This is a genomic window from Aeromonas sp. FDAARGOS 1411, from assembly GCF_019047125.1.
Taxonomy (GTDB): Bacteria; Pseudomonadota; Gammaproteobacteria; order Enterobacterales; family Aeromonadaceae; genus Aeromonas; species Aeromonas veronii.
Map to the genome: position 1 here is coordinate 2,987,645 of NZ_CP077214.1, position 12,617 is coordinate 3,000,261.

Annotated in this window: 13 protein-coding genes; 7 read left to right on the forward strand and 6 right to left on the reverse strand. The window is 59.3% G+C overall.

The genetic code is table 11. The features are described from left to right. Positions 1-4: 4 nt before the first annotated feature. Positions 5-391 (reverse strand): 30S ribosomal protein S6, encoded by a 387-nt coding sequence (rpsF, locus tag I6L41_RS13320; protein WP_005308887.1) that lies wholly within the window; start codon positions 389-391, stop codon positions 5-7. 237 nt (positions 392-628) lie between these two features. On the opposite strand from rpsF, the gene I6L41_RS13325 reads away from it, so the two are divergent. The 3 genes from I6L41_RS13325 (at position 629) to I6L41_RS13335 (ending at position 3,428) form a co-directional block, all read left to right on the forward strand. Continuing rightward, positions 629-1,852, forward strand: coding sequence for an Nramp family divalent metal transporter (locus I6L41_RS13325; RefSeq protein ID WP_162511762.1), 1,224 nt, complete (start codon positions 629-631; stop codon positions 1,850-1,852). 111 nt (positions 1,853-1,963) lie between these two features. Continuing rightward, complete coding sequence (locus I6L41_RS13330; RefSeq protein WP_216959427.1) at positions 1,964-2,821, forward strand: hypothetical protein; 858 nt, start codon at positions 1,964-1,966, stop codon at positions 2,819-2,821. Positions 2,822-2,984: 163 nt separating this feature from the next. Further along, the gene (locus tag I6L41_RS13335) at positions 2,985-3,428 is read left to right on the forward strand and encodes a PACE efflux transporter (RefSeq protein WP_005358045.1); all 444 of its coding nucleotides are present in this window, start codon (positions 2,985-2,987) and stop codon (positions 3,426-3,428) included. Between the two features lie 127 nt (positions 3,429-3,555). Here the strand turns inward: I6L41_RS13335 and hupA are convergent, their stop codons facing one another. After that, the gene (gene hupA / locus I6L41_RS13340; protein ID WP_005340484.1) at positions 3,556-3,828 is read right to left on the reverse strand and encodes a nucleoid-associated protein HU-alpha; all 273 of its coding nucleotides are present in this window, start codon (positions 3,826-3,828) and stop codon (positions 3,556-3,558) included. Positions 3,829-4,165: 337 nt separating this feature from the next. Between hupA and rsd the strand changes: the two genes are divergently transcribed. Together rsd and I6L41_RS13350 are read left to right on the forward strand one after the other, a co-directional pair. Then, positions 4,166-4,648, forward strand: coding sequence for a sigma D regulator (gene rsd, locus I6L41_RS13345; RefSeq protein WP_216954864.1), 483 nt, complete (start codon positions 4,166-4,168; stop codon positions 4,646-4,648). A gap of 100 nt (positions 4,649-4,748) precedes the next feature. Further along, positions 4,749-5,129 (forward strand): PilZ domain-containing protein, encoded by a 381-nt coding sequence (locus tag I6L41_RS13350; RefSeq protein ID WP_005340482.1) that lies wholly within the window; start codon positions 4,749-4,751, stop codon positions 5,127-5,129. Positions 5,130-5,208: 79 nt separating this feature from the next. Here the strand turns inward: I6L41_RS13350 and radA are convergent, their stop codons facing one another. Then, positions 5,209-6,576 (reverse strand): DNA repair protein RadA, encoded by a 1,368-nt coding sequence (gene radA, locus I6L41_RS13355; RefSeq protein ID WP_005340481.1) that lies wholly within the window; start codon positions 6,574-6,576, stop codon positions 5,209-5,211. A gap of 100 nt (positions 6,577-6,676) precedes the next feature. On the opposite strand from radA, the gene I6L41_RS13360 reads away from it, so the two are divergent. After that, complete coding sequence (locus I6L41_RS13360) at positions 6,677-9,055, forward strand: PilZ domain-containing protein (RefSeq protein ID WP_216959430.1); 2,379 nt, start codon at positions 6,677-6,679, stop codon at positions 9,053-9,055. A gap of 54 nt (positions 9,056-9,109) precedes the next feature. On the opposite strand, the gene I6L41_RS13365 is transcribed toward I6L41_RS13360, so the two are convergent. Continuing rightward, entirely contained in the window at positions 9,110-10,015 is a 906-nt protein-coding gene (locus I6L41_RS13365) for an alpha/beta fold hydrolase (protein WP_216959433.1), read from the reverse strand. 29 nt (positions 10,016-10,044) lie between these two features. Beyond that, positions 10,045-11,055 carry a phosphoserine phosphatase SerB gene (gene serB, locus I6L41_RS13370; RefSeq protein ID WP_216959439.1) on the reverse strand — a complete coding sequence of 337 codons (1,011 nt, stop codon included), beginning with the start codon at positions 11,053-11,055 and terminating at the stop codon, positions 10,045-10,047. A gap of 120 nt (positions 11,056-11,175) precedes the next feature. Between serB and I6L41_RS13375 the strand changes: the two genes are divergently transcribed. After that, positions 11,176-11,796 carry an AhpA/YtjB family protein gene (locus I6L41_RS13375; protein WP_005340472.1) on the forward strand — a complete coding sequence of 207 codons (621 nt, stop codon included), beginning with the start codon at positions 11,176-11,178 and terminating at the stop codon, positions 11,794-11,796. Between the two features lie 67 nt (positions 11,797-11,863). Here I6L41_RS13375 and deoD read toward each other — a convergent pair whose 3' ends face one another. Next, positions 11,864-12,580 (reverse strand): purine-nucleoside phosphorylase, encoded by a 717-nt coding sequence (deoD, locus tag I6L41_RS13380; protein ID WP_005340471.1) that lies wholly within the window; start codon positions 12,578-12,580, stop codon positions 11,864-11,866. Positions 12,581-12,617: the final 37 nt, after the last annotated feature.

Sequence of the window (12,617 nt, forward strand, 5' to 3'; positions counted from 1 at the left end):
AGAATTACTCTTCGGAAGCAGCTTCAGTAGCTTCTTCGCGGCGCTCGTCGTCACGACGGGTGAAGCGCTCTTCTTTGGCCTTGGCCATCGGAGAAACTTCAGTCACGGCGTGCTTGGTGCGCATGATCATGTTGCGGATAACGGCATCGTTGAAGCGGAAGTTGGTTTCCAGCTCATCGATAACGGCTTGCTCTGCTTCTACGTTCATCAGAACGTAGTGGGCTTTGTGCAGTTTGTCGATCGGGTAAGCCAGCTGACGGCGGCCCCAATCTTCCAGGCGATGAATGGTACCACCGGAGGTGGTGATGGCGCCGGTGTAACGCTCGATCATGCCGGGAACTTGCTCGCTCTGGTCCGGATGAACCATGAAGACGATTTCGTAATGACGCATTTTAGCTCCTTACGGATTAATTCAGCCTCCGCCCAGGTGCAGCCAGACCTCGGAGGCAAGGAACATAAAGGTGTTTAGTCGCTGCTTTTCTAGGGCGGCGTATTGTACGAAATCACATCCCTCACTGCAACTGACTGCCTTAAATGTTTTTCCCGATGGAAATCATCAGAAACAACAATTGATAATAATTATCACTTAGATCTATTCTCTCTCCATATCCTTATGGAGGGTGATGCCATGCAACCCGCACTGACGACTACGATTCCAGCCCGCAAATTCAAACTGACCCTGCTCGGGCCTGCCTTTATCGCCGCCATCGGCTATATCGACCCGGGCAACTTCGCCACCAATATTCAGGCGGGCTCTACCTTTGGCTACCAGTTGCTCTGGGTAGTGGTATGGGCCAACCTGATGGCCATGGTGGTGCAAACCCTCTCGGCCAAGCTCGGCATCGTCACCGGCAAAAATCTGGCGGAGCACATCCGCGACCGACTGCCGAAACCGGCGGTCTGGGCCTACTGGGTGCAGGCAGAGATCATCGCCATGGCCACCGACCTCGCCGAATTTATCGGCGCCGCAGTCGGCTTCAAGCTGCTGCTTGGCGTGACCTTGCTTGAAGGGGCCTGCATCACCGCCGTGGTGACCTGGGGGATCCTGATGCTGCAATCCCGTGGTCAGAAACCGCTGGAATTCGTGGTCGGTGGCCTGCTGCTGTTTGTCGCGGCGGCCTACATCGTCGAGCTGATCTTCTCCCGCCCCCATCTGCCCAGCCTGCTGGAAGGGGCCCTCTTCCCCGGTTTGCCCAACAGCGATGCCGTCTATCTGGCCGCCGGTGTGCTCGGTGCCACCGTGATGCCCCACGTTATCTACCTGCACTCGGCACTGACCCAGCACACGCAGGATCAGGGCTCGGTCAGCCAGCGGCTGCACACCACCCGGGTCGATGTGGCGATTGCCATGACTATCGCCGGCTTCGTCAATCTGGCGATGATGGCGATGGCGGCCGCCGCGTTCCACAGCTCGGGCCACCAGCAGGTGGCGGAGCTGGAATCCGCCTACCAGACCCTCACTCCGCTGCTGGGTCAAGCTGCAGCCACCCTGTTTGGCCTCTCGCTGGTCGCCTCCGGCATCAGCTCTACCGTGGTGGGTACCCTGGCCGGGCAAGTAGTAATGCAGGGGTTTGTCCGCTTTACCATCCCGCTCTGGCTGCGTCGCGCCATCACCATGGCTCCCGCCTTCGTAGTGATCGCCATGGGGCTCAACACCACCGAAATTCTGGTGTTGAGTCAGGTGATCCTGAGCTTTGGCATCGCGCTGGCCCTGATCCCGCTGTTGATGCTGACCGGCGATCGGGCGCTGATGGGGCAACATCGCAACCATCCGGTCACACAAGCCATCGGCCGCCTTATCGTTGCGCTGGTGATCGGGCTCAATGCCTATCTGTTGGTCGCCATGATCTAGCGAACCGTCAAACCGAGAAGAGGGGCTCATTAACTCTGGTTAATGAGCCTCTTCGCACTTTGGCGTATGCTGCCGCTTTCTCTTCTCATTTATCGTTGCGGGAGCCTTGCCATGGAACATACCCGAGCCAGCTTCGTACTGGGCCATCATCAGGAGCAGGCCAGCGTGGTCTGCTGCCAGCGCGGTGATACCACACTGCTGGTCACCGACCTCACCCCCTTTCATCCCCAGAGCCACCTCTGGCCCGATCAGCCGGGGGATGTGGGCCATGCTCGCTGGGAAGGGGGCGAAGCCGCCATTGGCCCTTGCCGGATGGGGGCCATCAGCCCGGATGGCGAGCTGTTTGTCGATACTGCCATTCCGGTCAAACGAGGCGCTGAGGGGTGGCGTTTCGTGGTGGTCCACCCGCTGACCGGTGACCATGAGCTGGCCGTTGGCAGCCAGGTCGAATTGCAAGTAGATAGCGCCGCCCGCCACGCCCTGAGTCTGGGCCATAGCGGCTGCCATCTGGCCGCGATGGCCCTCAACCGGGTACTCATCCCCTACTGGCGCAAGGAGGTAAGCGAGCGCGATGCACTGGGCCAGCCCGACTTCGATCGTCTTGCTATTCAAAGCTCGCGGGTCGAGCCTTGCGGATCACGGGAGCAGTACCGCATCGGCAAGAGCCTGCGCAAGAAGGGGGTCAACAGCGAGGCGCTGCTAGCAGATCTGGCGTTGATTGAAGAGAAGGTCAACCAGCAGCTGGCCGACTGGATCGCAGCCGGAGGCGAGATCCGCCGTAGCCGCGCTGGCGAGGCGATCATCGATTCTCGTTACTGGCACTGCATGCTGGAAGGCCAAGAGGTGAACATTCCCTGTGGTGGCACCCATGTTGCCTCGCTCGCCGAGTTGGGAGAGGTCAAGGTAGAGCTCACCCAAGTGGAAGAGGGCTTTGCCATGCTGACCCGGGTCATGCCAACCGGCGCCTGAGTCGCAGACTTGACCACTCAGGGCTACCGCCCAAGTAGGCAATAGAAAAGTATCGCAAAGAGGGGGCATCATCATGCCCCTAAACGCCAGTCATGACGGGCCGATGCTTCTCTTCTAACCACTCACTGATTAGAATGCGCCTCCCACAGGAGGCACATCACCCATGAGTAGTACCCAACTACGCACCACCCCGGATCGACTTCGTTACCTGGTTCTCTACGAAGGCATCGGGCTGGCACTGGTCGCACCGCTGATCAGCCAGCTGTTCGGTCAGGGCGTCGCCGAGGTCGGTTCGCTGGCCATCTTCTTCTCCATCGTCGCCACTGCCTGGACCTACGGCTGGAACCTGTTGTTCGACAAGGGGTTGCTCAAACTTTGCGGGCGCACCAACAAGCGACCACTGGACCGCTTCCTGCACGCGTTTGGCTATGAAGCGAGCTTTATGATGCTCTCCCTCCCTTGCGTCATGTTCTGGCTCGATTTGGGAGTGTGGGACGCCCTGATGCTGGATCTCGGCTTCGTCGCCTTCTACCTCGTCTACATCATGGTCTTTACCTGGGCCTATGAGCGGATCTGGCCGCTGCCATCCAACCCGCAAACGGCATAAGGCCTCAGCCGCAACGAGGCTGACAGAAGGAAAAGTCAGGAAGGACTAATAGGAAGGATGGGAGAATCCCATAAAAACAATGCCAGTCAGCTCGCTGACTGGCATTGGACAAAACAGACTTTCGGACTTACTTGACGGCGTCTTTCAGAGCCTTGCCAGCCACGAATGAAGGCACGTTGGCAGCAGCAATCTGGATCTCTTTACCAGTTTGCGGGTTACGACCGGTGCGGCCTGCGCGGTGGGTGACCTTGAAGGTGCCAAAACCGACCAGTTGCACAGCATCGCCTTCTTTCAAGCTCTGGGTAATACCATTGATGATCTCTTCCAGAGCCACTTTGGCCTGAGCTTTGCTCAGATCTGCTTTGGCGGCAATCGCATCGACAAGTTGAGCTTTGTTCATAACATTTCCTTTATGATCGGGCATTTAGCGCTGGGTCACTCTATGCAAAAAAAAACGCACAGGCAAAGCCTTTATCGAGCCGAACGCGTCAAACGCTGGGGTTTTCATCAAGATCTGCGGAAATAGTCACATTCCACACGCGAAAAACCGTGAGCAGGCCTGAAACCTGCTAGCACGCAGACACAATCTGCTGACTATTTCTTCGCCACTTAACATTATCCCCCCATGGCTATTGACGCTTGCCCAGATTTTCCCTAGTTATAGGTTGTGTCACTGCTCAAACGGCTCGGAATACCGAACAATCGGCCGGCCTTTGCCCCACGGAGGGATAGGGATTATGTTGACGAAACTGGAACAGACCAAGCAGGCGCTGGCAGGCAAGCATAAGGCTATCGACGACTGGCTGGATGCAAGGCAAGCGTTGCTGGTTGGATACATGCAGCTGGCAGGCCTCACTCCGGCGCGGATCAAGCAACGCAGCCTGCCCAAAACAGAAGAGCTGCATCAGTTTTGCGACCGGCTGGTCGACTATGTCAGTGCAGGCCATTTCGAGATCTACCACCACGTCGTCACCGCCTTCGAGCAAGCCAGCGGCGAAACACTGGAGCTGGCCAAGCGCATCTATCCCCATATTCGTAACAGCACTGAATTCGCCCTCGAGTTCAACGACAAATACAGTGATGCCGACGAGGCCCAATTGCTGCTACTGGATGATGATCTCAATGAGTTGGGTCCGGTTCTGGAAGAGCGGTTCAAACAGGAGGACCGCCTGGTCAAGGCGCTTCATGTGGTGGAATCCTTGAGTACCCAGCAAGCCTGAATGCCATTTTCGGAGCAAGTTCAAGATACTGGCAACCAAGGTGGATTACACTCAGAGCAATGACCCTAGCGTCCACACTTATTGCATACAGGAGATGAGCATGTCTGAGCGCCGCCGTTTTGCACGGATCCTCTACTTGACCATGGCAGAACTCACCCAGGGGGAACAGAAGTGGCAGACCCAGCTTGTCGACGTCTCCTTGCAGGGAGCCCTGCTGATCCGCCCCGACGACTGGGAGAGCCGTGACAACAAGGAGTACCAGCTCAGCTTTATCCTGAGCGGTAGCGATATCGAGATCAAAATGCAGGTCGAGCTGACCCACGAAGCCAGCAAGAAGCTGGGTTTCTACTGCCACCACATCGATATCGACAGCGCCACCCACCTCAAGCGGATGATCGAGCTTAACGTCGGTGACGAAGAGCTGCTCCACCGCGAGCTGGAACAACTGCTGAGCGAACATCTGGAACATAGCCAGCCCTGATGGCAGGTTACGCCCCGTAAAAAAGAGCGCAGAGGCGCTCTTTTTGTTGTTCTGCTCTCTCGATTGCAATGCGGGACGATTACAGCGCCTCGAGTGCCTCGGACAGCTTCTTGACCGGTACCACTTCCATCCCTTCGATGGGATGCTTGGGGGCATTGGCGTGCGGCACGATGGCTCGACGAAAACCGTGCTTGGCCGCCTCCTGCAACCGCTCCTGGCCGGACGGCACCGGGCGAATTTCACCGGAAAGGCCCACTTCGCCGAACACCACCAGATCCTTGGGCAGCGCCTGATCCCGGAAGCTGGAGACCATCGCCAACAGCAGCGCCAAGTCCGCACTGGTCTCCTCGACCTTGACCCCGCCGACCACGTTGATGAAGACATCCTGATCCGCCATCTGCAACCCGCCGTGACGGTGCAGCACCGCCAGCAACATGGCGAGCCGGTTGTGATCCATCCCCACCGCCACCCGCCGCGGGTTGGAGAGCTGGGAGTAGTCAACCAGCGCCTGCAACTCCACCAGCAGCGGCCGGGTGCCCTCCCAGATCACCATGACGATGGAACCGGGCGCCTGCTCCTGCCCCCGGCTGAGGAAGATGGCGGAGGGGTTGCTCACCTCGCGCATCCCCTGTTCGGTCATTGCAAAGACCCCCAGCTCGTTTACCGCACCGAAGCGGTTCTTGTGAGAGCGGAGGGTACGAAAACGGGAGTCATGGCCACCATCAAGCAGCACAGAGCAGTCGATGCAGTGCTCCAGCACCTTGGGACCTGCCAGACTGCCATCCTTGGTCACATGGCCCACCATAAAGATGGCCACATGGTTCTGTTTGGCATAGCGGGTCAGCAGTGCTGCCGCTTCGCGCACCTGAGAGACAGAACCGGGGGACGATTGCACATCCGCCACATGCATCACCTGAATGGAGTCGATCACCATGATCTGCGGCTGCTCCTGCTGGGCAATCAGGCAGATCTGCTCGACGCTGGTCTCGGAGAGCATCCGCAGCTTGTCGGTGGGCAGCCCAAGGCGGTTGGCCCGCATCGCAACTTGCTGCAGCGACTCCTCACCAGTGACATAGAGGGTTTTCATCCGTTCAGCGAGACCACACATGGTTTGCAGCAACAGGGTCGACTTGCCCGCCCCCGGGTTGCCGCCGATCAGAATGGCCGAGCCTGGCACCACACCGCCACCAAGCACCCGATCCAGCTCCTTGAAACCTGAGGTAAAACGGGGAATTTCGGTGGTGGCGATCTCTGCCAGTGTCTGTACCTGACTGCCGACCGCGCCGGCATAACCGGTGTAACGGGCACTCTTGCCAGCGGGGCTCACCGAGCCGAGGCGCACCTCGGTAATGGTATTCCACTCCTTGCACTCGCTGCATTGACCTTGCCAGCGTGTGAAGTCGGCACCACATTCGGAACAAACATAAGCAGTTTTATTTTTGGCCATTGATAACTCGGGGACAGGATGAATTCCTGCTTGATATACTTGTTTGCGACCGACAGATCAAACCCAGAATCGGAAAAGTGACTTTCCGTGGCAGGAACAAATGGATTCAGAACACCAGCAACATCTGATTGAACAACTCGTCCCCTTGCTGCGGGAGAAAGATTTCGAGGAGATCTTCAACCGCATGACCCAGGAGGAAAACAGCAACAGCCGTTTTCTGATCAAGATGGAGCTCAAGCGCAAGTGCTCCCCCTGCCGCAGGGTCATCGACATGCGCGATGAGCTGGAGGATGAGTGCCAGGTGCATGAGTTTGACGGCATCACTCACTTCATGCCCGCCGATGCGATTGCCCTGTTCCAGTCCCAGTGCTATCTCTATCGCGATATCTATACCCTCGGCGTCTACGAGGCGCTGCAACAGTGGCAAAAACAGCACCACAACGCCCGCGTGGATGGTCAGCTGTCTCCACCGGCCAGCCCCTTCCGGCAATATGATGTCAACACCATTGCCTTTGCCAGCTACTACGGCCGCCGTCAGGAGCGGATGCACTTCAGCTCGCCGGTGCTGATCAAGTTTCAGGACGGGGAGAAGTTGTTCGCCAAGAGTTCCGATCTCTCGCTGGGTGGCATGCGGGTCTCGGTTCCCTATCTGCCGAACTATCACACCGGCGCCCAGGTGGAGGTCTTCTTTACCGGACTGGAGCGGGATACCCCTAATCCGGTGCTGCACCAGCCGGTCGGCTATCAGATCCTTGGCGAAGAGAGCAAAGAGGGGAAATACTGGCTGCGACTGGTGCGCTCCGGCGAACAGCCAGCCTTTGATGCCTTCCTCAGCGACTTTATCGACGCCAACAAGATCCGCTATCGGGTCAGCGTCGACTATCTGCTCTCCGCCGCCATCATCAAAGGGTATGAGCAGTTCTACCTGCCACGGATGACCGGCATGCCGCTCTTCTTCGGCACCGGCGACAGCCCAAATCTCGAGATTGCCCTGCGTACGGAAAACAACCAGCACCTGCTGGAGTATTGGCGCGATGAGAAAAACCGCGATGCCCTCGCGGGGCTTTTCAGCGCAGAGCGGATGAAACGGCTCTGCCCGGCCCCCGGTACCACCACCGAGACCATCATCTACTGCTTTACCCACACGGTGCGCAGCCATATCTACTTCTTCTCCGCCACCGCCGAGGAGCTGCGCCAGAGTGGCCTCACCGCCCTCTTCTTCCAGGTGGGCTCGCGCCGCCCCAGCTGGCGTGTCTACAAGTTCACGCTGGAGGCATGCGACCTGGTCGAGGCGGATGTGGGACAACTGCAGGGGCAAGACAACCCGCAGTTGCAAGATATCCTGCTGCTCGAGCGGCTCAAGCAGATCGGCTATTGCGGCCTGCTGCAGGAGATCGGCCTGGAGTCCCAGCGGGAAGAGTTCCATCAGGAAGGGGTCAGCAACAACGCCAACGAGCTGCAACGCTTTGGTCACGAACAGGGAGTTGCCCCGTTCGAGATCGAGACCCTGCACTATGTTCAGTTGCGCAAGGAGTCGCGCTACATCCACAAGACCGCGGTCGCCATCCATCACAACGGCAAATCCTGGATCGGCTGGACCCGCGACATCTCGACTCACGGCCTGCAAATCGAGCTGGAAGATGCCTTTATCGGCGAGAAAAACGATGTGGTGACCATCGCCCTGCCCCGCTTGCAGGAGCTCTCCAAGAGCATGGATCTGCAGCGCCTCTCCTACCGGCTGGTCAGCCTCAACATGACCCGCACCGTGCTGCACCTCTGCATCGAAGGGGATTCGGATCGCCATACCGGCCGCCAGTTCTTCAGTCTGCTTATCGAGAGCAACCAGAACAAGCTCAAGGCGGCGCAGGAGCAGCGCCGCTATCGTGGGCTGGCGCGGGCACTGCGCAACATCTACACCCACCACTTGTTCAACTCGCCGGTCTACGTCAACAAGCTGAAAGGCGCCCCCAAACCAGCCTCCATCGGCAAGTCTCTACAACCGCGCAGTCTGCAGCGGCTGCTGCAAGCCTGTGCCGAGCTGCCGGAGCAGGAGAACCTCTACCCGCTGTTTCAGGGGGAGTTGCTCAAGGAGCTGCTGATGAACCCGCTGCGTGCCATCGAGCGGGAGGACAAACCGAGAGAGGACGAGGTCTATATCGCCAGCATCCAGACCAAGGCCGGCCTGCCCATCTTCAGCAGCCGGCTGGCCAGCAGCTTTGCCAACGTCAAAGAGAAGCGTCAGTTCATCGAGCTGGCGCAGCAACAGGGGGAGTTCTACTCGGTGCTGGTCGGCATCTCCCGTACCGGACGGCCCGACACCAACTTCATCGCCAACGAGCTGGACTACATCGCCAAGTTCGCCATCCACAAGGCGCGTAAGCTGGAAGAGGAGCTGTGGAGCGTGGTGGGGGTGGGTGAACTGACCGATACCACCCAGGCCACCCTGTTCCGCTTTGGCATCACGCCGCCGCTGAACTGACGATCCGGAAACAGACAAAAATGAAACAGGGCGCTCGAGGCGCCCTGTTTTTTGTCATGCCGCCTGCGGGTTGAGCAGCCAGTCGAGGATCTGGGGGAAGTGATCCTCCAGGGCCTGCGGGGCGGTCAGCATATTGATGTGGTCATAATCGAGGCGGTTGCCGTTGTCCCGCCCCAATCGGGTGTGACGTGTGGCCGAACCCATCTCGTCACTGAAACGGCGCACATCGGTCGGGTGACCCAGCACCTTGTCCGCTTTGGCCGAAATCATCCAGAGCGGTGGCCAGTTGACCCGTGCCGCCGCCTCGTCATAGGCAAAACCGTCGTGAGGATCCTGCCAGGGGCCGCATTTGACCCAGGGGATGGTCTCCTGCAGATAGCGCAGCGGCTCGTCGTCAGCACCGATCTTCAGATTGCGAGCCGCCAGAAAACCACGGCGGCGAGCCAGCCAGGGGGCCAACCGATTCCAGATCAGATCCACCTTCAGCCAGCGCTCGGGATTGTGCACCGACACACCGCGCTTGGTGCCAAAAAACAGCAGGCTGGCCACCTGATCCGCCAGCTCGGGGAAGCGCACCAGGGTCGAGGCCATGATGACACCGCCCCAGGAGTGGGCCACCCAGTGCACCTTGAAGCCATGATGGCGCTCGGCAACCCAGCGCTGCAGGGCGGGCAGATCCTCGGTGATCAGCTCATGCTGACCGTGCTCCGCCTGCTCGGCGATGGCAGGAGTGCTGAGCCCTCGTCCCCGCAAATCAGCCACATAGACCTGATAGCCATGGCGGGCCAGAAAGCAGGCCAACCCTTTGCCCGATTCGGTATAGAAGATCCGGCCGTTCTCGATGGCGCCGTGCACCATCAGGATCGGCTCGCCATGCACGGCGACCCGGGGTTTGATGTGGCGAACATGCAATTGATGGCTACCACAGGGGATAAACAGAGACTGCTGCAACAATTCCATTTTTTATTGGTTTCCTCCTTGAAACACTGTTAGCGCTTGTCCCAGCGTTGCTCGCTGCAGGCCCGCGCCGCCAGCAGGCAAATCACCCCCTCCAGATCGTGATGATTGAGGGTGGCCGCCGCCTGCGCCCGCACCAGCGGCTTGGCGTGAATGGCGATGCCAAGGCCAGCGACCCCCATCATCTTGAGATCGTTGGCACCATCGCCGATGGCCACGGTCTGGGCGGGTGCAATGGCATATTCGGCCGCCAGCTGCTGCAACACCTCGGCTTTGACGCTGGCATCGACGATGCGCCCACTCACCTTGCCGCTCAGCTGGCCCCCCTCCACCGCCAGCTCGTTGGCGAAGATGGCATCCAATCGCAGCTCGCGCTGCAACTGGCCAGCAAAACGGGTAAAACCGCCGGAGGCGATGGCCACCTTCCAACCCGCCCCTTTGAGGGTATCGACCATCAGCTGCAAGCCCGGCATCCAGGGCATCCATGCCGCCACCTCGTCGAGAATGGTGACCGGCGCCCCCTCAAGCAGCGCGACCCGATTACGCAGGCTGTCGGAAAACTCCAGCTTGCCCTGCATCGCCGCGGCCGTCACTGCCGCCACCTGCTCGCCAACCCCGGCAAGCCGGGCTATCTCGTCTATACACTCGATGCGGATCGCGGTGGAGTCCATATCCATCACCAGCAGGCCGGGCTCGTTCAGGGTCGGTAGCGCTGGCAGATGGCAGAGATCGATCTCCCACTTACCGCTCTTGAGCTCGGCCACCAACTCGGCAGAGAAGCGATCGCAGCCAAGCAGCAGCAGCGGCACGCCTGCCACCTCGGTGGGAGGATAGAGGGTGGCCGCCAACCCCTGTGCAGCCAACAGTGGCGACAGACGCGCCAGATGGGAGGCGCCCAGCCCCTTGCCAAACAGCACCAACCAGCCGCCAGCCAGCGGAGTCTCTGTCGGTTGCAACGCATCTGCACTGAGCTGCCAACAGGGTGAGCCGGACAACAACGCGGGCCAATCGGATAACAGAGGGGGGAGCCGGGACAACAACATAAGGGATACGCCTTCCTTGGTGATCAGGGGGTTAACAATGCTGGCCCAGAGTAGCGTATTGCTTTTTGTACAGGCAAGCGCCAAGATCCCGCCACTCCTTGTTACCATGAGGTCTCACGCTTGCAGCGTCATCTTCCCATTAAACGTGTTCTCAGCCTGGGTGCCGGTATCCTGCTCGGATGCTGGGTGCTCGGTGTGCTTATTCATATGCAGGGTGAAAGCCAGGCCTCGCTGCACAGCGAAGCGCGCAACCGGGCACAAGCGCTGGTCGCCTATGCCGCCCGCGACATGAAACGCTGGATCAAGGAGGAGAAGAGCAGCGAGCTGGAGCGGCTGGCGCGGGATCTGGCTGCGGAGCCGGAGATCCTCGATGCCACCCTCTACGACGGACGCGGCATTCCCCTCGCCCAGTCTGAGCAGGCGGTGCCGCTGGAGAGCCTGCTGCCCATCGGCAGCGATAACAAGTCACTGCCGGAGCAGGGCAAGGGGCGGATCCAGTTCGTGCAGGAGATCCGGGATGGCGAGCAGACCATCGGCTTCCTGCGCATCACCCTGGAAGAGCAGCAGATGCTGGCAGACAAGGACACCCGGCTCAAGGTGGTGCAGGAGAAACAGCGCCTGATGCTGCTGGTCGCCCTGCTGGCCGGGGTGCTCATCTCCTACGGCGTACGCCGCAACTACATGCGGGTGCGCAAGCACAAGAAAAAGAGTACGCCCCCCTCGCCACCTCCGGAAAATTGATGGCGCAACCAGAGAGCGGATACAAAAACGGCGGCCAGAAGGCCGCCGTTTCTTATTCGCGGAGGAATTACTTGTCGCCCAACAGGACGGAATCCAGTGCGATTTCGATCATGTCGTTGAAGGTCAGCTGACGCTCTTCAGAGGTGGTCTGCTCACCGGTACGGATATGGTCGGAGACGGTGCAGATGGTCAGCGCCTTGGCACCGTACTCTGCAGCCACGCCGTAGATACCGGCGGCTTCCATCTCGACACCCAGGATGCCGTACTTTTCCATGACGTCGAACATGGAGGGGTCCGGAGTGTAGAACAGGTCGGCAGAGAAGATGTTACCGACGCGCACGGCAACGCCCTTGTTCTTGGCGGCCTGCACGGCATTGGCAACCAGGTCGAAGTCGGCGATGGCAGCGAAATCGTGATCTTTGAAGCGCAGACGGTTTACTTTGGAATCGGTGCAGGCACCCATACCGATCACCACGTCACGCAGTTTCACGTCTTCACGCACGGCGCCACAGGAGCCCACGCGGATCAGGGTCTTCACACCGTAATCGGTGATCAGCTCTTTTGCGTAGATGGAGCAGGACGGGATACCCATGCCGTGACCCATGACGGAGATACGACGGCCCTTGTAGGTACCGGTAAAGCCGAACATGTTGCGCACGTCGCAGATCTGCTCGACGTTCTCCAGGAAAGTTTCAGCGATGTACTTGGCGCGCAGGGGGTCGCCCGGCATCAGCACGGTATCAGCAAAGGCGCCATCTTTCGCATTGATATGAGGAGTTGCCATTCTCTTGATTCCTTCACACTAGGTTGAGTTTTATTGT

Coding starts and splice junctions, on each gene's coding strand:
- rpsF (WP_005308887.1), bottom strand. CDS start 391: ATGCGTCATTACGAAATCGTCTTCATGGTTCATCCGGACCAGAGCGAG.
- I6L41_RS13335 (WP_005358045.1), top strand. CDS start 2,985: ATGAGTAGTACCCAACTACGCACCACCCCGGATCGACTTCGTTACCTG.
- deoD (WP_005340471.1), bottom strand. CDS start 12,580: ATGGCAACTCCTCATATCAATGCGAAAGATGGCGCCTTTGCTGATACC.
- I6L41_RS13330 (WP_216959427.1), top strand. CDS start 1,964: ATGGAACATACCCGAGCCAGCTTCGTACTGGGCCATCATCAGGAGCAG.
- I6L41_RS13360 (WP_216959430.1), top strand. CDS start 6,677: ATGGATTCAGAACACCAGCAACATCTGATTGAACAACTCGTCCCCTTG.
- I6L41_RS13350 (WP_005340482.1), top strand. CDS start 4,749: ATGTCTGAGCGCCGCCGTTTTGCACGGATCCTCTACTTGACCATGGCA.
- I6L41_RS13325 (WP_162511762.1), top strand. CDS start 629: ATGCAACCCGCACTGACGACTACGATTCCAGCCCGCAAATTCAAACTG.
- rsd (WP_216954864.1), top strand. CDS start 4,166: ATGTTGACGAAACTGGAACAGACCAAGCAGGCGCTGGCAGGCAAGCAT.
- serB (WP_216959439.1), bottom strand. CDS start 11,055: ATGTTGTTGTCCCGGCTCCCCCCTCTGTTATCCGATTGGCCCGCGTTG.
- radA (WP_005340481.1), bottom strand. CDS start 6,576: ATGGCCAAAAATAAAACTGCTTATGTTTGTTCCGAATGTGGTGCCGAC.
- hupA (WP_005340484.1), bottom strand. CDS start 3,828: ATGAACAAAGCTCAACTTGTCGATGCGATTGCCGCCAAAGCAGATCTG.
- I6L41_RS13365 (WP_216959433.1), bottom strand. CDS start 10,015: ATGGAATTGTTGCAGCAGTCTCTGTTTATCCCCTGTGGTAGCCATCAA.